The sequence below is a fragment of the Halomonas sp. WWR20 genome (genome assembly GCF_054602495.1).
The window spans coordinates 34,663-55,008 of the sequence record NZ_JBTRHR010000006.1; the positions used below are offsets into that span (position 1 = coordinate 34,663).

The window sequence follows — 20,346 nt, forward strand, 5'->3', positions numbered from 1 at the left end:
CATTTACAATATGGTACACGTCACTCGATGAAAGCACAGCCGTATACCCCCTCCCATGGGAAGTCCGCCAGGTTTACACCCGTTGCGCAATTCCGTCGTCAGGACGATCCCCAGTGGCACTGGCTGGAAAATCGCGACGATGCCGCCGTCAAGGACTTTCTCGCCACGGCCAACCAGCAGTCCAGTCAATGGTTCGCCCCACTGGAGCCTCTGGTCGAAGCGCTCTACCAAGGGCACCTTGCACGCCGCGAACTGGCGGTGAAAGGCCTCAAGACGTCGCTTGAGCATTATACTTATTGGAGCGAAACCGCCGCCGACGCCGAATATCCCGTTTGGTGGCGCCATGCCAATAATGCCCCTGACCAGCCGCAGTGTCTGCTGAATGTCGAAACCCGAGCCACGCAGCATAACTACATGGAACTGGGTGACCTAGCGGTTTCGCCGGATGAGCAGTGGCTCGCCTGGACCGAGGATACGCAGGGCGACGAATATTTCGACCTGTTTGTGCGCCGTCTGCCCCAAGGCGAGCCCCATCGGCTTCTGGAAGGCATCGGCCCCGAGCTGACCTGGGCCGAGGATAACCGCACGCTGCTGTTTACCCGCTACGACGCCACCCAGCGTCCCGCAAGTGTCTGGCGAATAGACCATGCGGGTGGCGAGCCGGTTCAAATTCTCGAAGAGCCCGACGCGGAATTCTGGATTGGCCTCGGCAAGACGCGCTCGAAGGCTTGGCTGATCCTGGAAACCGCCTCCAAGGACACCTCCGAATGCTATCTGATTCCGGCCCACGCTCCCGCAACGCCACCGCGTTGCGTGCGCCCACGGGTCCCCGGGATCGAGTATGGCCTCGATCACCGCCCAGGGACGTTCTATGTGCTGCACAACGAAGATGCCCCCCACTTTCGCCTCGATACTGCGCCCGAAGACTCCCCGGAGCAATGGTCGCCGCTGCTTGAACATCATGCGACGCTGACCCTCGAAGGCGTCGATGCCTTCGCCTGGGGGTTGATCCTGACCGAGCGCGATCATGACGAGGCCCAAGTGCATCTGCGAGTGATCGAGCTCGACGCTGACGGCACCCGCATCCGCCAGGTCCGCCGGCTACCGCTGCCCGAATCGCCCTGCAGCTTGATGCTCGGCGATACGCCCGACTTCTCGGCCCGGCGCCTGCGTCTACGCGAAGAGTCGTTTACGCTGCCCGTACGCTGGCTCGAACATGACCTGGACAGCGACACACGCCGACTGCTCAAGGAGCAACCGATTCACGGCGACCTGCAGCCAGAGCATCTTGTCTGCCGCCGACTTTGGGCACGCGCACATGACGGAGAGAGGATTCCCGTCTCGGTGGTTGCCCTGGCGGCCACGCTGGACAAGGGGCCGCTCCCGACCCTGCTCTACGGCTACGGTGCCTATGGCGAAGTGCTCGACCCATGGTTTTCCGTCGCCCGGCTCGAGTTACTCGAGCGCGGCGTGGCCTTTGCCGTGGCCCACGTACGGGGCGGCGGCGACCGCGGCGAGCCGTGGTACCTGGCCGGCAAACTCGAGCACAAGGAGAATAGCTTCCGCGATTTTCTGGCCGCTCGGGATGCCCTCGTCGACGCAGGGATCGCCGATGGCGAACGTATCGCCGCCTACGGCGCCAGTGCGGGCGGCCTGCTGGTCGGCGCCAGTCTCAATCTCAACCCCGAGGCCTTCTGTGCCGCGGTACTCGACGTGCCCTTCGTCGATGTATTGCGCACCATGGAAAACCCCGACCTGCCGCTGACCACCGCCGAATACACCGAATGGGGCAACCCCAACGAACCGGATGCACGCCGCCGGATTCGCGCCTACTCCCCGCTGGATAACCTCTCGGCGCAGCCCTACCCCAGCGTCTTTCTGCAGGGCAGTTGGCATGACTCACGCGTGCCTTACTGGGAGCCGGCCAAACTCTACGCCAAGCTCACCGAACTGGGCTGCGCGCGGGGGCCGGTACTGCTGCGTACGGACATGGAAGCCGGCCATGGCGGTGCTTCGGGGCGCTTCAAGGCCTGGCATGACAATGCCCGACAGGATGCCTTCATTCTCTGGGCGCTGGGACGGGTGGAAACACAAGCGGACTAAACGATAGCGCCGTGCGGTGACGCGGATAGCGCTCCGCCAACCTCGCGCACGCTCAGTCGAAAGCTTCGGCCGGGCCTGCCAGGTCTATAGCCGTGCGGTGGCTACGCAGCCAGTACATGTGCGAGATGTGAGGCCCGGCATCAGGGGTCGATCGGCAGGATGGCGATAATGTGGTCTTCGTAGTCCGCCTCGGGCACATGGCGCTCGGAGACGGCAAAGGAGCGCACACTGATGCCCTTGCGATGCATGCGTTCGGCGCTGCCACTGCGCAGAGGGTGCCAGTTCGCCAATGTGCGGCCTTCCGCCAGGCGCCGGTAAGCGCAGGTTTGCGGCAGCCAGCGAAACATGTCGATATTGTCCAGGCTCAACTTGGTGCATTCCGGCACTTGCTTGAAGCGGTGTGGATAATCGCTGCATTGGCAGCTACCGATATTCAGCAGTTGGCAGGCGACATCGAGGGTGGCGATATCGCCGCTCTGCTCATCCTCGATCTTGAGCAGACAGCAGCGTCCGCAGCCGTCGCATAACGCCTCCCACTCCTGCTGGGTCAGTTCCTCGAGCGAGTAACGCTCCCAGAATCGCTCGCGCACGGCTTCTCTCCTGTCTCGGCAAACGCAGACGCGTTTCAGCCAAACTTCTAGTAGCGGGCCTGGGTCGGGGTCCGATAAAGGTCCAGCAGATACTCCTCCTTGGCCGGCGGCATCTGCAGGTAATAGCCCTTCTCGTCGATCTGGGCGATGACCTTGGCGGCCTCGGCACGCGCCAGGGACTTGTTCTCGGTCAGGATCATGGTGGTCACCATGATCGGCTTGCCGAAACGCTCCAGCAGCGCCGGTGGTACGTCGCCCATTCCCCGCGTCTTATCGACGTACAGGTACATCTCGTCCTTGAGCGAACTCTTGAAAATTTCACACAATAATTTACGCATCGTTCATTCCACCTCAGCCAGCGCATGTTCGAAGCGTTCGGCCAATAGTTTTCCACGCCAGCCGGCAGGCAGCGGCAAAGGCATATCATTCATGTCCGCGATCACCAATGCTTCCAGATCGCGACGCTTCGCCAGCATTTCAGGCACCAACCCCAGGCGCTTCGCCTCGCCATTGACCACCTGCTTCAGGGCCTTGAAACGGCGCTTGAAAGGTGCCGCCATGGGCGAAGGTAAAGGTTCGGGCAGTGCCGCCTCGTCAAGATGCAGCGCGCTCTTGACCTGCTCCAGCAGATTATCGCCCTCACGCTTGACCAGCGGCGGTTTGATGCCCTCCACCGCCGCCAGTTCATAGCGGTTCTTGGGCAATGCCGTGGCAATGGCGAAGAGCAGATTGTCACTGACCAGCCAACCACGCGGCAGGTTGCGCCGGCGCACCTCACCTTCCCGCCACACGGTCAGCCGCTGATAGGCCGCCACCTGACGCGGCGTCAAACGCCACAACTGGCGATGGCGTCGATACCATTCGCTGTCGGCGCTATCGTCGCGGCGCGCGCCTTCGATCAGTGCGGCGCACTCCGTTTCCAGCCAGCCCAACCGCTGCTGGGCTTCAAGCGCCTCGCGCTGCGCCCCCCAAATGCGCGGCAAATAGGCGACATCCAATGCCGCATAACGCATCTGTGCCTCGCTCAGCGGACGTATCAACCAGTCGGATCGCGTCTCGTCCTTGGGCAACTGATCGCCGGTCCAGGTCTCGACCAGGCGCTGATAGCCCATGGAGGCATCCTCGCCGAGCAGCGCCTGGGCGACCTGGGTATCGATCAATGGCTGCACCGTGATCCCCGCCCAGTTAGCCAGAACTTCGAGATCCTCACTGCAGGCATGCAACAACTTCGTCGGCCCTTCGGGGCCCAGCAGATGTCGCAGTGCCGGAGACGCGGACAATGCCTGAGGGTCGACCAGATAGACCTCGTCCCCGGCACTCAACTGGATCAGCGCCGGAATCGGAAAGAAGGTGGACTCACGGATGAATTCGGTATCCAGCGCCAGGCATTCGGCCGATTCCAGCACCTGACAGGCCGCATCCAGCGCCTCGACCGTGTCCACCCAGTGGATCTCGCAATTCAGTGACATCGAATTTCCTTGTGGTACGTCAGAGACAGGACAACTCGCACGGACGAACTCTCCTTGTATTCTTGATTATCGAACACCTTCAGCCAAGCGAGACGACTACGGCCAGCGGATATCGCCAGGCCGGTCTCGCCAAGATGAGGTAAAAGTCGGTATCGTCAGCGATCAGCCGAGCGCATCACGCTGGAAAGGAAGACGTCCGTTGAATGCGCGGCTCAGCGTACCGCCATCGACGTATTCAAGCTCTCCGCCCATGGGAACGCCATACGCCAAACGCGACAGGCGAATCTCGGAATCACGCAGCTGCTCGGCGATGTAATGTGCCGTCGCCTCGCCTTCGACGGTGGGGTTGGTGGCCAGAATGACTTCTTCGATCACGCTCTGCTGCAGCCGGGCATCGAGTTCTTCGAGCCCGATATCGTCGGGCCCGATACCGTCCAGTGGCGACAAATGACCATGCAGTACAAAGTACTGTCCGCGGTAGCCCCCGGCCTGCTCGATAGCCAGCATGTCGGCGGGCGATTCCACCACGCATAGCTGCCGCTCATCCCGCCGGGCGTCGGCGCACAATGTGCAGATCGGCTCCTCGGTCAGGGTACGGCAACTACGACAATAACCGACTTCTTCGAGCGCCTGCCCCAGGGTACCCACCAGTTGTCGGCCCCCGTTGCGGTCACGCTCGAGCAGATGGAACGCCATACGCTGCGCCGTCTTCGGCCCCACGCCCGGCAACACACGCAACGCATCCATCAGTTGATCGACAAGGGGTGAAAAGCTCATCAGAACGGCATCTTGAAACCAGGCGGCAGATTAAGGCCGGCCGTCGCTTCTTCCATCTTGGCCTTGGAGGTGACTTCCACCTTGCGCACCGCATCATTGACGGCTGCCGCCAGCAGGTCCTCGAGCAGCTCCTTGTCCTCTTCCATGACCGAGGGATCGACTTCGACACGGCTGACATCATGGCGGCCATTCATGGTGACCTTGATCATGCCGGCGCCAGCCTCGCCAGTCACTTCCTGACGCGCCACTTCTTCCTGTATGCGCTGCATCTTTTCCTGCATTTCCTGAGCCTGCTTCATCAGGTTACCCATTCCACCCTTGAACATGATGTCACCTCTATCGTCTTTATCGTCTTGGCGAGACGGCTTGGCGTCTCAGGAAGCGGATTCCGTCTTCGGGGACGTCACGCTCTGCTCCAGCAGGCGCGCCCCGAACTGTACTTCAAGTTCCTGAATATGAGGGTCACTGCGCAGCGCTTCAACCGCCTGGAGATGACGTTCGTGCGATTCGCGGTCACTTTTCGACTTGGGCGTCTCCACCCCGGCCGGCAGCTCGCCGGGCTCGATCAGCAGCCGCCGGGTAATCCCCGCCTCCTGCAGCGCCTTGCGCACACGTTCAACATGCACTTCGGCATTCATTGCTGCCTGGCTCGGGTCCAGAAGCAGCGTCAGCGTGTCGCCATCGTCGCGCTCGACGACACAGTGAGCGGCGAGGTTGCGGGTCAGCCCGCCCAAGGCCAGACGCGGAAACAATGCCAGCCAGCTTGCGTGTTCAAACGCGCCCTCGGAGGTTGCGCTATCGGCGGATGAGGCGTCTTCGTTTGCCGTCACCGAAGCGACGGTGGCAGCCTCCGCCACATCGGGGTTGTCTGCAGCGCCGGAGCTATCCGCAGCGCCGGCGCCTGCAGGCACAACATTACTCTCCACAACCGCGCCACTCGCCGCCACTGTGGCCGGCTCCGTCACCGATGGCGCCTGGCGAGGCGTCTTCTCGTCATTTACGCGTGGCGCAGCAGCGGATGCATCATCGGTGGCCCAAGGCGGGGGCGCGCTCCCTTCGGGCTCCGCCCAGGCCATATAGGCTTCGGCAGCATTCTGCTCGGCTTGGACTACGCCGATGGCGGCCTCGTGATCGTCGCTGGAGCGCCCCACATCACCTTCCGAAGCGATGCCCTCGGCGGCAGTCTGTTGTGGCGAATCGTCGCGAGACGCCATGTCATCGCCGCTTGAAGAAGGGGCCACGTCTGGTGCGGAGGCGGATACGCGAGGCTCGTCCGGCGCAGGTGGCGACGCCACGCTCGATACAAAAGCCTCTTGCCGCGTCTCGGGCTGACCGCTACCGCGCATCGGCAACGGCGTCTGCGGCGGCCTTGGCACCCCCTGGGGCCGGAAGGCCAGCATGCGCAATAGTGTCATTTCCAGCGCAGTCCGCATATCCGGCGCGCTTTCCATATCCGCCCGCCCCTGCAGAGCGATCTGATAATAGAGCTGCACATCCTCGGCGGTGAAACGCGAGGCCAGCGCCACCAGCGCGTCTCGATCCCCATGCCCGTTGTCCAGTGCCTGCGGCACCATCTGGGCGATGGCCAGGCGGTGGAAGACTCCCGCCAAGTCATCGAGCACGCCCCCGAAGTCAGGGCCCTGCTCGGCCAGGCTGGCAGTTTCCGCCAGCACCCGAGCGGCATCGACCTCGGCCAGCGCTTCGGCTAACGCCAACAGATGACGCTGATCGAGGGTCCCCAGCATGGCGGCAACATCGCCACGCTGTACGCTCCCCTGGCCGAAGGCAATGGCCTGATCGGTCAAGCTCAAGGCATCGCGCATCGAACCGTCCGCCGCCTTGCCCAGCAGCCACAGCGCTGCGTCATCGAAGGCGACGCCTTCCGCCTCGAGCACCCGGGTCAGATGCTCCACCACTCGTTCGGGTGGCATGTTCTTGAGCGTGAACTGCAGACAGCGCGACAACACCGTGACCGGGAGTTTCTGAGGATCGGTGGTCGCCAGCAGGAACTTGACGTGGGGAGGCGGCTCCTCGAGAGTCTTGAGCAACGCATTGAAACTGTGCGTGGACAACATATGCACCTCATCGATGAGGTACACCTTATAGCGACCCTGGGTCGGCGCGTACTGCACGTTGTCAAGCAGCTCACGCGTATCCTCGACCTTGGTACGTGACGCCGCGTCGACTTCGATGAGATCGACGAAGCGCCCCTCATCGATTTCACGACAAGTCTCGCACACGCCACAAGGCGTCGAGGTCACACCGGTTTCGCAGTTCAGGCACTTGGCCAAGATTCGCGCCAGCGTGGTCTTGCCGACCCCGCGGGTGCCGGTAAACAGATAGGCGTGGTGGAGACGTTCCTGATCGAGCGCGTTGATCAATGCGCGGCTGACATGCTCCTGACCCACGAGCTCATGGAAGGTGCGCGGACGCCATTTACGGGCCAGTACCTGATAGCTCATGCGATGCAGGATTCCTCACGGCTGGACAGCTGCCAGACATGCCACACAGAGACACGCGCGGCGTTCTTCGACAGCAACAGTGCAATAAAAGGGAGTGGTCTCATTCTAGCGGTTCGTCTTCACGCCGCAAAGGAAAGACTGGCGACAAGGCGCAAGCGGTTAGCCTAAGGCTACCGCAGACGACACTGACACCCTCTGCCTCGACAAGCTGAATGCGTGTGCCGAGCCTCAGCGCAACCGGCCCGGCACACTTACATCTGACATGCTAGGTCGCGCTGCCAGACAAGGGATCTGCGGTGCGCCGCATGTTGGCCAGGATCGGGCTGCCGGTCGCAGGGTCGGCCAGCAGCGTGCAGTTGACACCATAGAGCCGACGAACCAGCTCGGCCGTCACGACTTGACGGGGGGCGCCCTCAGCAACGATTTTGCCAGCATGCATGGCCACCAGATGGTCAGCATAACGACAGGCGCTGACCAGATCGTGGACCACCATGACGATGGTCTTGCCGGTGTCAGCCAACGTGCGGATCAATTCGAAGACCTCAATCTGGTGACCGAGATCGAGAGAGGAAGTGGGCTCGTCGAGCAGCAGCAGCGGCGTCTGCTGGGCAATCGCCATGGCGATCCAGGCGCGCTGGCGCTGTCCCCCCGACATGGCCTCCAGCGGACGCTCCGCGAACCCCTCGAGGTCGGCCGCGGCGATGGCTTCATCCACTACGCGCCGGTCCTCCGCAGACCACTGTCGCAACCACCCCTGATGAGGCTGACGCCCGAAGCGAATCAATTCAGCCACGGTCAGCCCCTCGGGCGCATGCGTCTCCTGAGGCAGCAAGGCCAGACGACGCGCCAATTCACGCGACGGCAAGCGCTGAATGTCGCTCCCGCCCAGCAGTACCGCACCGGCATTGGGGGTATGCAACCGTGCGAGACCGGCCAATAGCGTCGACTTGCCGCAACCGTTCGGCCCCACGATAGCCGTTACCTGTCCTACCGGTAGCCTAATATCGAGCGCTTCGATCACGGGCGTACGCCCGTAGGACAGACCCAGTCCCTGCGCACTTAATGATTCGTGGTGCATCGAATGCTCCCTCCCCTCGCGCCTCGACTCACGGCAGACGCTTCGCCTGGCGAAGCAGTATCCACAACAAGAATGGACTGCCGACCACGGCGGTAATGATACCCACCGGCACTTCGACCGGCGCCAGGATCAAACGTCCCCCCAGATCCGCGAGCACCATGACCAGCGCCCCGGCCAGCGCCGATCCGAACAGCGGAACGCCACGCTTCGATGACAGATGACGGGCGATCTCGGGGCCGATCAGCGCCACCAGTCCGACCGGGCCTGCGACTGCCACCGCCAGTGCCGTCAGTACCACCGACAGGGCCAAGGCCAGATGGCGGCCGGCGCGCACCCGGATACCCAGCCCCTGCGCGACTGAATCGGAGAACCGCAGCACCGCCAGCGACCGCGCCAGCATTTGCGCCGCCATCATACCCAAAATCAGGCCGATGGCCAGCACCAGCACGGCCCCGCCGGGGCGTGCATTGAGACTGCCGACCGTCCAAGGGTATGCCGCGTTGGCGGTATCGATGGCGACGCGGGAGAGCATCAACTGGGTCAGCGCCCCGAACACGGCCCCGACGCCAATCCCGGCGACGATGAAGCGATACCCCCGCGTGCCGGCCCCGCCGGCCAGGCCGAAGGTGATGGCGGCGGCTGTCGCGGCCCCTGCCAAAGCCATCGCCGGCGGCGCAACGATCACCCCGACACCCACAACCGAGGCGACCGCAAAGGCCGTGGCTCCGTTATCGATGCCGATGATGCCCGGTGTCGCCAGCCGATTACGCGCCAGGGTCTGCATCAAGCACCCGGCTAGAGCGAACGCGGCCCCCGTCAACACCCCCGCCAGTGCACGTGGCAGACGCAACTCCCGGACGACGAAGGCTGCCATGACATCCCCCTGCCCCATCAGTGCCCGTATGGCCTCGAGAGGGGATATCGGCACACTGCCCAGACACAGGGTGGCCAGCAGGGCCAGGCTCAGCATGCCAGACAACAGCCCATTGGCGACCAGTGCGCGGCGATCCACCAGCACGGCCCTATCCCTGCCGAAGACGATCAGTGCCAGTCGCCAAGTACCCACCGGAGGCGGAACATACGCGGCCTTGGCCAGGCAAGGTGCACGTCCGGAGCCGGCTGGGTCCAATGCACAGGTTCGGGAAGACGATTTCATGGCAGGTCACATCATAATGTCGGCAGGCGTTGACTGCGCACGACCGCAATCAACACGGGAGCACCGATCAGCGCCGTCAACACGCCCAACGGCAGCTCGGAAGGCTGCGCTACCAGGCGCGACACGATGTCAGCGGCGATCACAACCAGTGGCCCGAGTGGCAGGCAGAACCACAGGGTACGGCGGATGTCGGGCCCCGCCAGCGCGCGTGCAGCAAAAGGGACCACCAACCCCACGAAGGCGATAGGCCCAGCAATTGCCGTGGCAGCCCCTACCAGCAGTGCCACTATGGCAATAGTCAACAGCCGGACTAGCCGCGGGTGGTGCCCCAACCCCACGGCAACGCGCTCGCCCAGGGCAAGGGCGGCCAGCGGGCGGCCGATCAGGAGGGTAATGATCGCCGCCAGGGCCAGACTGGGCAGAACCGCCCACAGATCCTCGAGGCGCCTCCCGGCCAGACTCCCAATGATCCAGAAGCGGATCTCGTCGGCAGCTCGTTGGTCGAACAGCAGCAACAACGAACTCAACGCCGCAAGCAGACCCGAAAGCACCGCACCGGCCAGGACCAGACGCACCGGGTCGTTGCCGACCCCGCCCAAACGAGACGCCCATAACACAACCAAGCAGCCACCCAAGGCACCCACCTGGGCCACCGGTACCCGCAGTGTCGCCGTGCTCGCTCCCAGCACCAGCGCTACGGCCACCGCGAAGGCACTACCGGCACTGACCCCAAGCAAGCCGGGCTCGGCCAGCGGGTTGCGAGCAACTGACTGTAGCAGAGCGCCAGAAACTCCCAGCGCCAGGCCCACCATCACTCCTATCAAGGTACGTGGCCCGCGCAGCGATTCGATCACGAAGCGCGCCTCATCGTTGCCGGGCTCCCCCGCGAGCAGCCCAAGTAGAGCACGAAACGACTGGAGCGGACCGACTTCACCGGCGCCGAACAGCAGACTGAGCACGCACATCAACACCAGGCATATGAACAGCAGCAGCCAGAGCATGGCTCTCCGGCCGCCCCCTCCCTGCGCTTGACCCCGCAATATCGGGAACCGGCCTGAAATGCTCATCACCTTCTACTCCGCTTGTGCCGGTTGCCCAACTCGTCGCGTCAACGCTCGATGGCCGCTTCGACATCGTCGAGAATCGCCTGGGCAGCCAGCGGTCCGCTGGCACTGGTCCAGAGTTGGCCGTTTACCGGTACGACCCGCTCCTGCTCGACGACCTCGAGGCGGGCGAAGGCAGGCGAACTTTTAGCGTCTTCCAAGGCATCGCGGCCTTCTTCGTTGAGTGTCGCCAGGAACAGCCAATCGCTATCGATGCGCGACAGGTTCTCCAGACTCAGCGGATCGCTGTGCGGACGGCCCTTCTTGACGATACCGCCATCGTTGACCGTGAAGCCGCTGGCGGTCAGCAGAGTGTTGGCAAAGACCATCGGCGACATCACCAGTGCCCCTTGCGGCATCCAGCGCACCAGGCTGGCGCTCTGTTGTGGATGACGCTCACTCAATGCCAAGGCGCGCTGCTCAACCTGGCCGATCACCTCTTCAACCTGCGCCTCGCGCCCCAAAGCCTGGCCGAAAAAACGAGCTTCCTCTTTCCACGTGTCGGGCTGATAAGCCTCACTATCGGGCACCAGGGTCGGCGCGATGCGTGACAGCAACTGGTACTGTTCTTCGGGCAAAAGGGATGAAGCCAGAATGACATCCGGTCGCTGGGCCACCACCGCTTCGATATTGGTCTCACGAGAAGTTCCCACGATAGCGATACCGTCGACCCAGTCTTGCAGGTAACTCGCCACTCCCTCCCCGCCTCGGGTCGTTACTGCCGCCAATGGCATTACGCCCGCCGCGAGTGCGGTGTCTAGCGCACCCTCATAAAGCGTCACGACCCGCTCGGGCCGATCGGTAACCTCAACCTCCCCGTAGGCGGTACTCAGGGTACGGGCATTGGCCTGCCCTATCATCAGGACACTCAGCCCCAACCCGGCCAGTATTCCCAGCGCGGGGCGGCCAGAAGCCAAAGCATTTGGCATGGCAAAACTCCTAAGTATAGAAAAAACCCAACAGATACGGAAAAGCCGGCCAGCCCCGCTGGCGCTCTGTAGCCAGGGGTTCTGGCCAAGCACATCGAGTGCCCCCGTCTAGCTTTTCCCGATTGATCACGCTGATCGAAGGTAGGTGCGCTTTTTTCACCGCCCAGGCTCAAATGAGAAACCTTATTATTTAAATTCTTTCACACTATCCGTTGAGTTTCTCGCTACAGCGTGTTTCGAGAAACGCAACCTTAGCCACGACCGATACAGAGCCTGTCCTAACAACACATCACGCACGGGCTGCCTTCAGCACGGCAATCGACCGGCCCGCCCATGCAGGTGCGCCACTTGGGCTTCTTTACACGCCACGGGGCCGGCACATAGAGGTCGGATACGCCTGCCGCCACGACGGCCAGGGCCAGTATCGCCGGCCATGTCGGCTAGGCTCGGCAATAAAGACATGCAATAGAAGAACTGCCGCTCAGGCTGGGCTTCGTGTTCGTGCTCGCCGAACGGGAGGATTCCGGCCAGCCTGGAAGCGTTTATTCCAAGCTAGTTCGAAGTCGTTTACAGCTTGCGGAGATGAAGGCATCAAGTGCGCTAGAAGAGCGACTCAGGCGAAGCAGGACGTGACCGCTGTAACGCTTTCAATGACACAAGCTTCGAGAGGATTCATGCAGGTTCACGGGGGAATAGCATGAAGCAGACGTGCTGAAATGGAGGCGGCCCCGCCAGCCACATCCCGGCACACGCAGCCACCACTACCGTTGCTCCCTTCCGGGCCTGGCGGGGTTCGCGGTTTAGCGTTGCGGGAGGACCGACAGGGCCACCACAGCATTGCTGTTCGAGACAGCAAATCGGCTCCTAAGCGACAAGGCTTATCGAGCGAGGGCGCAATATATCAGTGCATGCGGATGACGGCAAGGGCCTTACCCGCCACTGCAGACCCAGTCTCGCTGAAGATTGCTGTAGTCTCTGCTCAACCAAGGCATTTTTCAGGCATGAGCTGACGTGATCATACCAAAAACCTTTTTGTATCTTGATGTTAACGAAGCAATGCCGCGAGGATTTGCCTTAAGCGCGGCTAAGGCTGCTAGACTGGAAATCAAACGATAATAACTTCAAGGCGTCAGTGTTCACTACTGCTTCGCCACACTGCTGGCCGCTCCCGCGCCGGAAGTGGCCAGAATTAACACGGAGATGCACCATGACCAAGGACAATAGTAAAGGCTACGTCGCCATTCTCGGCTGGAGCCTGAGCGCCATCGAGGCGATTGACCGCTTTGATCGGCGATATGTGGTCGTTGCGCCTGAATGGGCAGAAGAGTACTGCAAGGAACACGGCATCCCCTATATCCCCTGGAACTTCGAGCGCTTGAACGACCGTTCGATGGAAATTGCCGAGACACTGAAAAACGAAGGTGTCGACGTCGCCATCCCCCTGTTCGAGGAAACCGTAGAGTGGGCGGGCGCGATCAATTCGGTGTTAATGGACAATCCTCGCCTGTATGGCCAGTCGATCCTGTTTCGTGACAAGGCGCTGATGAAACGTCGCGCCCAGTTGGGTGGCATTCGTGTGGGTATTTTCGAGGAAGCCCATGACAAGGGCGATGTGGTGCGCTTTCTCAAGCGCGTCAACCAGACCTTGCTCAAGCTCGACGGTGACCCCAACGACCCCATCCACCTCAAGGCCTTCGACAAGGCCGGCTGCCTGGGTCACCGGGTCATTCGTACACCTGACGAGATCGACACGATTCCCGAAGAGGAATTTCCCGTCCTGATGGAGAGCCACCTGGACGGCTGGGAATTTGCCGTCGAAGCCTGGGTCCATGACGGCAAGATACGTTTTCTCAACATCTCGGAATACGTCACCCTGGGCTATTCGGTATTCGTCCCGGCCACTCCGGAACTGGAAAGCTATCGCGAATCCATTACGCGCCAGATCGAGAAACTGATCAAGACGTTCGACATTCAGTTCGGCTTCATTCATCCCGAATACTTCGTCACCAGCGACGGCGAAATGTACTTTGGTGAGGTCGCCTATCGCCCGCCGGGATTCAAGGTGTTCGAACTGCTCGAGCGCGCCTACGGTTTCAATGCCTATCAGGGCCTGGTCCTGGCGTTCGACCCCAAGACCACCGAGGAAGAGATCCAAGCTTTCTTCCCGCGTGAAGTGGTGGATGCCAAGGGCTACGCAGGTTGCTTTGGCGTCTATCCGCGACGTCGCGTCGTCAGCCGTTTGGAGATTCCGCCGGAAACCGAACAGCACGAGTACTTCGAAAGTCACGAGTTGACATCACCGCTTGAGGAGACCGTCACCAAGCGCACGGCCTTTGGCACCCACTGGGGGCTGGTGTATTTCTTTGGTGATGATCCGCATCGCATGCGGGACCTACTGAAACATCAGGAAGAATTAGACTTCTATGTCTGATCGCCTGCCCCAAGGGTGAAGGAGCCTGCTTGACTAGTTACGATGCCCCTAGCGCCAGCCCCCCAGACCAACTGGATAAGCTGCTGGCAAAACTCGACCAGGCCACTGCCGACATGGCGCAGACGCGAGACTTCGCCAAGCATCTGCGCCTCGGAGCGGTATTGGACATGACGCGCCGCGCCCTGATGATAGAAGGAGGCTTCGCTGCCATAGAGCAGCGGGTCTCCGCGCTGGAAGCGGCTGGCGTGTTCAACGGCTCGGACTGGGCCCATCCCGAGATCCTGTTGCCCGCGATGGTGCCTGGCACGCTGCGCAGCGGCGAACCCAACACAATTCTTCTCGAGTGTCTCAGTGAGCTGCGCATGCTGGCCATTGCGCGCGGCGCCTATCAACACCCCAGCATTCCTCAGGAACAGGCGCAGCATTTCCTGACCCAGGTGCTGGCGCTCAATCTTGAATTGCTGTTTACCCCGCCCAGTGAGGCCGAACGTGTCCAGCAGGGCAACCTGGCTTTACTGATTCGTGCGTTGTATCAATATCTGGCCGAGGGTATCGGCTTCGACAAGATCATCGATCGGTTGATCGATGAAGTCTGGCGCATTCTCGAACAACGCCCCATCCAGGTCGCCTCGATCAAGCAGATGATTACCCAGATCGCCATCTGCCGGGCCAGGCCGGATGTCGAGTTGGGCACTAGCGGCCAGGGTGCGGACCGCCTGATCAGCAGCCTGTACGGCCCGACCCACGCCAGCCGCGAAGACCCCGGAATCGACGTGTATTGGGAGCGGATCGGCATGATGGATAGCGCCGCGCTGCAGCATGAAGCGAAAGGTTTCGCTCGCGCCATGCACGATACGGGGCTCGTTTCCCCCTATCATCCGATTCTACTGCGTCATCTGCTGGATCACGGCGAGCACCTGCTAGGCGAGGCGCTCGGGCTGAGCAACACCGGACGGGACTGCCTGCTGTGCTATCAGCAACTGGTCCGCACCCTGATTCAGGAAGCGGTCTATTCCGAAACTGCTCAAGCGGTCTTCGGATTGTCACTGATGCTGGAGCGGGGCATCCTCTATCAGCCCCCTGTCGCTCCGGCGTTGTGGCGTCAGTTATCGTTGGTTTTGTCTTCCCAGGCGGATGCTCGACTGCGCCTGGGATACGGTGACAGTCCTCCGCCCAAGGCACGCCTGCTCGAAGGAGTCCTATGCATGCTGGGGCTGCCGCTGGGCGTGGGCCAAGGCAACAACCCTACCTGCCAGTCTGCCCGCGCCCTGTCGATGTGGGCCTACAATGACCCCGATTATCTACTGCAGATCGTCGCCTGGGCGGCTCGCGATGATGAAGTCGTGATTCACTTCGAGGGACAACCGATCTCTTCGCAAGAGGCGGCGGCAGGGCTGGTTACCGAAACCAGCCTGGATCTCGATCCGGTATCGTTGCTGGTGGTACCCCATCTGGATCGCATCTATGCCGAAATGGGCCGTCGCTGCGCCGATCGTGGCGAAGACCCGCACCGCTGGGTCAACCCCGAGTTCCATGGCTGGTGGGCAGGCCGCGGATTTCGCATCGTCGTCGACGTCGCTACCGGTTTGCTGACTCAGACGGAAGACTTCCTGCGCTACTTCTATGCCAGCTACCATCCCTATTACAACGGCAACCAGCCGGTCATACACCCTCAGCCAGCAGGGATTGCGGTAACCGATAGCGCGGCCCGCTTCGTCGGCTGGCATGCGATTACCTTGCTACGCGTGTCTCTCGATCCCCACCAGGTCATGCGTATGTATTTCTACAACCCCAACAACGACAGCGGCCAGGACTGGGGTAACGGTGTCGTGGTGGGCACCGCAGGCAATGGCGAACGCTTCGGCGAAGCCTCCCTGCCCTTCGAACAGTTCGTGTCGCGATTGTATATTTTCCACTACGACCCGCTGGAGCCCGGCGAGCCGGCTGATGTCTCAAGGGAAGAGATACAGACGGTGATGGACATGATTCAGCACAGCTGGGGGGCGGACAGGCTGCAAACGGCGTTGCAAGCCGACCCAGGCTACTAGGGCCTGTCGGATTCCCATATCGAAAACGTTCGCTAACGGTCGGCGTCGCCTCCGGCCGTCTCGCGGCTACCAGCCAACGTCCCAGTAGTCTCCGCCACTGGCAGGACCAGCAACAACCATAAGCCGCTCGCCGGGACCACAGGGCGGCAACCCGCTCAGCGTCCTCAAGCAACCAGAACCATGGCGGCAGTGTCAGGTCACCAGCATCCCCCGCAGCGACTGGTCGAGCGCGATACGCTGCGGCTCGCCACAGTACATTCATTACTGCAACCCCGAACGCATCAGGATGAAACCAAAAGGCCTGAGCCCCGTGCGGTACAGGACTCAGGCCTTGAGCGCCGGCTGAATGAACCGTTCCACTATTGGGTCAGTTCAGAGCTGTCTCCCGGAGCCATTTCTTTGCGTCGCCAACGCGTGGGGCTCAGTCAGTCTGTTCCCCAGCAGCGGCCTGCATGCGCCGGCGCAGAATCGGTCCGACGATGATCGGCAGTACCAGACCGAGTATCGCCACGGCCCACAAGCCGATTGCCAAACCACTGCTCCACAGAACCGACCAGTCGCCATCGGAGATTTGCATCGCATGGCGCAGGTTCTTCTCCATCTCGGGGCCCAGCAGCAGCCCCAGGATCACCGGCACCAGTGGAATCTCCAACTTACGCAGGACGTAGCCGCCGACCCCGAAGGCGACCATGAAGTAGAGATCGAAGGTGGAGTGACTAATCGAGTAGATACCCACGAATGCGACCATCGTCACCACCGGCAGCAGATACATCGGCGGTACCGACAGCAGCTTGACGAATACCCCGACCAACGGAATATTGAGCAGCAGCAGCAGGAAGTTACCGATCAGCAGCGCGGCGATCACGCCCCATACGATGTCGGCATTCTGGGTGAACATCAACGGTCCCGGCGTGATGTTCAACGAGATCAGCATCGCCAACAGCACGGCCGTGGTGCCACTGCCCGGCACGCCCAGCGTCAGCATCGGCACCAGGGCCCCGGAAGCGGCACCGTTGTTGCCGGCCTCAGGCGCCGCGACTCCCCGCGGATCACCTTCGCCGAAACGCCCCTTCTTGCCCAGAATCTTCTTTTCCAGCGTATAGCTGATGAAACTGCCCAGCGAGGCACCCGCCCCTGGCAGCACACCGGAGATGAAGCCCAGCACGCCACCCCGCAGCGTGGTAGGCAGCACATGGAGAATATCCCTCCATGACAGCTTTAGCTTGTTGACCTTGATCATTTCACGACCGGCTCCGGCGCGCTCCTCAATGAAGAACAGCAGCTCGGAGATGGCGAACAGACCCACGATGGCGATGATGAAATCTACGCCTTCGTAGAGTTCCAGCACGTTAAACGTATAACGCTGGGTGCCGGTGGAGAGGTCGATGCCCATGGTGGCGATCATCAAACCGATCGCTGCGGCAAGAATCGTCTTGATCGGGTTCTTGCCGGTGATTCCCCCCAGAGTCGCGAATGCCAGGATGAACAGCGCGAAATATTCCGCCGGCCCGAAGGTCAGTGCAAAACGTGCCAGCACGGGGGCCAGCAGGATCAGACCGACAGTGGCGATCAAGCTGCCAATAAAGGAAGCCACGGCGGAGATCGCCAGTGCTTCGGCGGCCTTGCCCTGCTGCGCCATGGGATAGCCGTCGAGGCAGGTCATCATCGCCGGTTCGTCACCTGGGATATTGAGCAGAATCGACGAAATACGTCCGCCATACATGGCCCCGGCATAGACGGAGGTCAGCATGATCAGCGCCGTCTCGGGCTGCAAGCCCAGGGTGAAGGCCAGCGGAATCAGTATCGCAACGCCGTTGGCTGGACCCAGTCCGGGCAATGCACCGATCAGGGTGCCGAGAAAGGCCCCCATCAGGGCAAACATCAGGTTGTGAGGGGCCAGCGCGACGCCGAACCCGTCGATCAGATAATTAAGTGTTTCCATCAGCTCGCCTCCAAGAAGTCCAGCAGGCCCAGCGGCAGAGGCAGCTCAAGCGCGAAATTGAACAACAGAAACACCACGATGCCGCCGATCAAGCCGGTCAGATAGGCCGGCATCGGTCGCGCTCCCATACGCCAGCACAGTGTCCCGACAGCCAACGTAGTCGCGACGATGAACCCCAATGGCTCGAGCAGCAGGGTGTAGGCGATCAGCACGGCGATGGCAATCACCATCTCCAGCGCGGTGCGTCCCGCCGGCCAAGCATTGCTGGGGTCGGGGCGTACGATCAGATAGACACTCGACAGGGCCAGCACGACCGCGAGCAGCTTGGGGAACGTATCGGGGCCGACGGCCTCGGTGCCACCGAAGGGCTCCGGAAACTGAGTGGCGCCCCAGCCGTACGCGACGGCCAGGACGAACATCAACAGACCGAAGATGCGGTCGTTAAGTCTCATTTGATCAATCCGATTTCCTTGGAGAGCGATTCGATGTCATCAATCTGACCTTTGACGAAGCTTTCGAACTTGCCCGCCCCCGGATGGAAAGGCATCAGGCCATTCTTCTGCATGACCGACTTCCATTCTTCGCTGGCATAGAGTTCATCGATGGCATCGACCCAGTACTGCTTGGCTTCATCGGAAATATCCGCCGGCATGTAGAACCCGCGCCAATTGGGGCCCACGGAATCGATGCCCTGCTCCTGGGCGGTGGGAATGTCGGCGAACTTGCCTTCCAGGCGCTCCTCGGCCAATACCGCCAGCACACGTAGATCGCCGGATTCCAGGAACCCCTGGACTTCGGAGATATCACCGGTAAAGGCGTCGACGTGGCCGCCGACCACTTGAGTCATGGCTTCGCCGCCGTTGTTGTAGGACAGGTAAGGAATACGCGGCAGGTTCTCGACACCGGCCGCATCGGCGGTGATCAGCACCTTGAGATGGTCCCAGCCGCCATTGGCGCTGCCACCGGCAAACTTGACCGAGCGCGGATCTTTCTTCAGCGCGTCCATCAGATCAGTGAGCGTCTGGTATTCGGAATCGGCGGAGACCGCGATTACGCCATAATCTGCGCCCACCGCACCGATCCAGTTGACCATGTCGGCGTTCATGCCGGGAAACTGCCCCTGCGCCAGGCGCGTAGTGGTCGCGGTAGACGCCGCCACCAGCAGTTTTTCGTCACCGGCACGCTTGCTGACGGTATGGGCGAAAGCCACACCGCCGCCGGCACCGGCCATATTGAGGGTCTGCACGTTACCCGGCACCAGCTCCAGTTCCTGCAAGACATTGCCCACGCTACGGCACGTGAAATCCCAACCGCCGCCCGGGTCCGAAGGCGCGATACACTCCACCTTCCCCGTCGGCTGATAAGCCATGGCCAGGCTCGCGCTCAGGGTCAGGGTTGCGGCGGCGAGAAGCTTGAGTGGCGTTCTCAATAACATTGTCGTTATCTCCAAGCGTACGAAACAAAGGGTTGTCAGGAAGCTGACGCTACCTTACTATTCTGTAAGGCAGAACGACATTCCTTTAGGCAGAAAGTATGGGGGCGCAGTGGTTGCGTCAATGTAAAATCACCGCATTACCACTAAAGTCGAACACCAATATTTCGCACGCCCTGATGAGAGCAGCCCATGGCCCAAGACCGTGTTGAAGCCGTTGAACGTGCCCTGACCATCCTGGAAGCCTTCGACACCGAGCGAGAGAGCCTGTCGTTGGCCGAACTGGCCGAAGCCACGCATTTCTACAAAAGCACCCTGCTGCGGCTGATCGGCTCGCTGGAGCGCTTTGGCTATGTCCAGCGTACGGCCCAGGGCCGTTACAATTTAGGCTCGACGCCAGCCCGCCTGGCACGCAGGCACTCCCCTTCACGCCAGCTCGAGGCCTGGATCCAGCCGGTGCTGGACAATCTGGCCATGACCACCGGAGAAACCGCCTCGTTGCTGGCGGTCACCGGCCATCAGGTGGAATGCCGTCTGGCCGCGCATCCGGTAAATACCCTACGCCATGAATTGCTTCCCGGCGCCCACTGGCCAGTACGCGATTCCGACACTCCCCCCGCCCTCTCGCTACCCGGCGGTTACATGCTCTGCCAGCCCTTGACGCACCGCGAACGGCATTTGTGGTTGGCGCTATCGGGACCCGCCGGTCGGCTCGACCCTCAAGTCGCCCACCAGGCGCTGCGCGATGCCCTTACCACCCTGCAAGGCGGCCACCATGACAGCAACAGCCCACTGCCTGCCGCTGCGCTTGCTGACAGGACATGAC

17 protein-coding genes, 1 other RNA gene and 1 pseudogene are annotated in these 20,346 nt (G+C 61.7%); 5 read left to right on the plus strand and 14 right to left on the minus strand.

Going from position 1 to position 20,346, the window contains the following annotated elements; genetic code table 11:
* Positions 1–27 precede the first annotated feature (27 nt).
* Positions 28–2,103: a S9 family peptidase gene (locus ACW4DH_RS12365; protein WP_459636704.1), complete on the plus strand. Its 2,076-nt coding sequence runs from the start codon at positions 28–30 to the stop codon at positions 2,101–2,103.
* A 140-nt stretch (positions 2,104–2,243) separates the two neighbouring features.
* On the opposite strand, the gene ACW4DH_RS12370 is transcribed toward ACW4DH_RS12365, so the two are convergent.
* From ACW4DH_RS12370 to ffs, 11 genes are all read right to left on the minus strand, one after another.
* Positions 2,244–2,693: a YcgN family cysteine cluster protein gene (locus tag ACW4DH_RS12370; RefSeq protein WP_459636705.1), complete on the minus strand. Its 450-nt coding sequence runs from the start codon at positions 2,691–2,693 to the stop codon at positions 2,244–2,246.
* A gap of 47 nt (positions 2,694–2,740) precedes the next feature.
* The gene (locus ACW4DH_RS12375) at positions 2,741–3,031 is read right to left on the minus strand and encodes a YcgL domain-containing protein (RefSeq protein WP_459636706.1); all 291 of its coding nucleotides are present in this window, start codon (positions 3,029–3,031) and stop codon (positions 2,741–2,743) included.
* A 3-nt stretch (positions 3,032–3,034) separates the two neighbouring features.
* Complete coding sequence (rnd, locus tag ACW4DH_RS12380) at positions 3,035–4,162, minus strand: ribonuclease D (protein WP_459636707.1); 1,128 nt, start codon at positions 4,160–4,162, stop codon at positions 3,035–3,037.
* A 162-nt stretch (positions 4,163–4,324) separates the two neighbouring features.
* Positions 4,325–4,939, minus strand: a complete 615-nt coding sequence (gene recR / locus ACW4DH_RS12385; RefSeq protein ID WP_459636708.1) for a recombination mediator RecR — start codon at positions 4,937–4,939, stop codon at positions 4,325–4,327.
* On the minus strand, positions 4,939–5,265 hold the full coding sequence (locus ACW4DH_RS12390; protein WP_459636709.1) for a YbaB/EbfC family nucleoid-associated protein: 327 nt from the start codon (positions 5,263–5,265) through the stop codon (positions 4,939–4,941). The genes recR and ACW4DH_RS12390 overlap by 1 nt, the downstream gene beginning before the upstream one ends.
* A 48-nt stretch (positions 5,266–5,313) precedes the next feature.
* Positions 5,314–7,401: a DNA polymerase III subunit gamma/tau gene (gene dnaX / locus ACW4DH_RS12395; protein ID WP_459636710.1), complete on the minus strand. Its 2,088-nt coding sequence runs from the start codon at positions 7,399–7,401 to the stop codon at positions 5,314–5,316.
* A 265-nt stretch (positions 7,402–7,666) separates the two neighbouring features.
* A complete protein-coding gene (locus tag ACW4DH_RS12400) occupies positions 7,667–8,479 on the minus strand; it encodes an ABC transporter ATP-binding protein (RefSeq protein WP_459636711.1) in 813 nt (270 codons plus the stop codon).
* Between the two features lie 28 nt (positions 8,480–8,507).
* Positions 8,508–9,635: a FecCD family ABC transporter permease gene (locus ACW4DH_RS12405; RefSeq protein ID WP_459636712.1), complete on the minus strand. Its 1,128-nt coding sequence runs from the start codon at positions 9,633–9,635 to the stop codon at positions 8,508–8,510.
* A gap of 11 nt (positions 9,636–9,646) precedes the next feature.
* Complete coding sequence (locus tag ACW4DH_RS12410) at positions 9,647–10,636, minus strand: FecCD family ABC transporter permease (RefSeq protein WP_459636713.1); 990 nt, start codon at positions 10,634–10,636, stop codon at positions 9,647–9,649.
* A gap of 107 nt (positions 10,637–10,743) precedes the next feature.
* Positions 10,744–11,667 (minus strand): ABC transporter substrate-binding protein, encoded by a 924-nt coding sequence (locus ACW4DH_RS12415; protein ID WP_459636714.1) that lies wholly within the window; start codon positions 11,665–11,667, stop codon positions 10,744–10,746.
* Positions 11,668–12,393: 726 nt separating this feature from the next.
* Positions 12,394–12,490: signal recognition particle sRNA small type (gene ffs, locus ACW4DH_RS12420), an RNA gene on the minus strand.
* Positions 12,491–12,874: 384 nt separating this feature from the next.
* On the opposite strand from ffs, the gene ACW4DH_RS12425 reads away from it, so the two are divergent.
* The 3 genes and pseudogenes from ACW4DH_RS12425 to ACW4DH_RS12435 form a co-directional block, all read left to right on the plus strand.
* Complete coding sequence (locus tag ACW4DH_RS12425) at positions 12,875–14,098, plus strand: ATP-grasp domain-containing protein (protein ID WP_459636715.1); 1,224 nt, start codon at positions 12,875–12,877, stop codon at positions 14,096–14,098.
* A 29-nt stretch (positions 14,099–14,127) separates the two neighbouring features.
* A complete protein-coding gene (locus ACW4DH_RS12430; protein WP_459636716.1) occupies positions 14,128–16,146 on the plus strand; it encodes a hypothetical protein in 2,019 nt (672 codons plus the stop codon).
* Between the two features lie 250 nt (positions 16,147–16,396).
* Positions 16,397–16,492, plus strand: a pseudogene (locus ACW4DH_RS12435) (IS3 family transposase); the annotation flags it as partial.
* A gap of 75 nt (positions 16,493–16,567) precedes the next feature.
* Here ACW4DH_RS12435 and ACW4DH_RS12440 read toward each other — a convergent pair.
* Genes ACW4DH_RS12440 through ACW4DH_RS12450 form a run of 3 tightly spaced genes read right to left on the minus strand, consistent with a single transcriptional unit; the run spans position 16,568 to position 19,523 of the window.
* Complete coding sequence (locus ACW4DH_RS12440; protein ID WP_459636717.1) at positions 16,568–18,088, minus strand: tripartite tricarboxylate transporter permease; 1,521 nt, start codon at positions 18,086–18,088, stop codon at positions 16,568–16,570.
* Positions 18,088–18,540: a tripartite tricarboxylate transporter TctB family protein gene (locus ACW4DH_RS12445; RefSeq protein ID WP_459636718.1), complete on the minus strand. Its 453-nt coding sequence runs from the start codon at positions 18,538–18,540 to the stop codon at positions 18,088–18,090. Before ACW4DH_RS12445 ends, ACW4DH_RS12440 begins: the two co-directional genes overlap by 1 nt.
* Positions 18,537–19,523: a Bug family tripartite tricarboxylate transporter substrate binding protein gene (locus ACW4DH_RS12450; RefSeq protein WP_459636719.1), complete on the minus strand. Its 987-nt coding sequence runs from the start codon at positions 19,521–19,523 to the stop codon at positions 18,537–18,539. Before ACW4DH_RS12450 ends, ACW4DH_RS12445 begins: the two co-directional genes overlap by 4 nt.
* Positions 19,524–19,712: 189 nt before the next feature.
* Between ACW4DH_RS12450 and ACW4DH_RS12455 the strand changes: the two genes are divergently transcribed.
* Positions 19,713–20,345 (plus strand): helix-turn-helix domain-containing protein, encoded by a 633-nt coding sequence (locus ACW4DH_RS12455; protein ID WP_459636720.1) that lies wholly within the window; start codon positions 19,713–19,715, stop codon positions 20,343–20,345.
* Position 20,346: the final 1 nt, after the last annotated feature.

Excerpts from the sequence above, each read along its gene's own strand:
- ACW4DH_RS12440 (WP_459636717.1), bottom strand. The coding sequence starts at position 18,088 with ATGGAAACACTTAATTATCTGATCGACGGGTTCGGCGTCGCGCTGGCC.
- ACW4DH_RS12425 (WP_459636715.1), top strand. The coding sequence starts at position 12,875 with ATGACCAAGGACAATAGTAAAGGCTACGTCGCCATTCTCGGCTGGAGC.
- ACW4DH_RS12455 (WP_459636720.1), top strand. The coding sequence starts at position 19,713 with ATGGCCCAAGACCGTGTTGAAGCCGTTGAACGTGCCCTGACCATCCTG.
- recR (WP_459636708.1), bottom strand. The coding sequence starts at position 4,939 with ATGAGCTTTTCACCCCTTGTCGATCAACTGATGGATGCGTTGCGTGTG.
- ACW4DH_RS12365 (WP_459636704.1), top strand. The coding sequence starts at position 28 with ATGAAAGCACAGCCGTATACCCCCTCCCATGGGAAGTCCGCCAGGTTT.
- ACW4DH_RS12445 (WP_459636718.1), bottom strand. The coding sequence starts at position 18,540 with ATGAGACTTAACGACCGCATCTTCGGTCTGTTGATGTTCGTCCTGGCC.
- ACW4DH_RS12415 (WP_459636714.1), bottom strand. The coding sequence starts at position 11,667 with ATGCCAAATGCTTTGGCTTCTGGCCGCCCCGCGCTGGGAATACTGGCC.
- ACW4DH_RS12375 (WP_459636706.1), bottom strand. The coding sequence starts at position 3,031 with ATGCGTAAATTATTGTGTGAAATTTTCAAGAGTTCGCTCAAGGACGAG.
- rnd (WP_459636707.1), bottom strand. The coding sequence starts at position 4,162 with ATGTCACTGAATTGCGAGATCCACTGGGTGGACACGGTCGAGGCGCTG.
- ACW4DH_RS12410 (WP_459636713.1), bottom strand. The coding sequence starts at position 10,636 with ATGCTCTGGCTGCTGCTGTTCATATGCCTGGTGTTGATGTGCGTGCTC.
- dnaX (WP_459636710.1), bottom strand. The coding sequence starts at position 7,401 with ATGAGCTATCAGGTACTGGCCCGTAAATGGCGTCCGCGCACCTTCCAT.
- ACW4DH_RS12400 (WP_459636711.1), bottom strand. The coding sequence starts at position 8,479 with ATGCACCACGAATCATTAAGTGCGCAGGGACTGGGTCTGTCCTACGGG.
- ACW4DH_RS12450 (WP_459636719.1), bottom strand. The coding sequence starts at position 19,523 with ATGTTATTGAGAACGCCACTCAAGCTTCTCGCCGCCGCAACCCTGACC.
- ACW4DH_RS12390 (WP_459636709.1), bottom strand. The coding sequence starts at position 5,265 with ATGTTCAAGGGTGGAATGGGTAACCTGATGAAGCAGGCTCAGGAAATG.
- ACW4DH_RS12405 (WP_459636712.1), bottom strand. The coding sequence starts at position 9,635 with ATGAAATCGTCTTCCCGAACCTGTGCATTGGACCCAGCCGGCTCCGGA.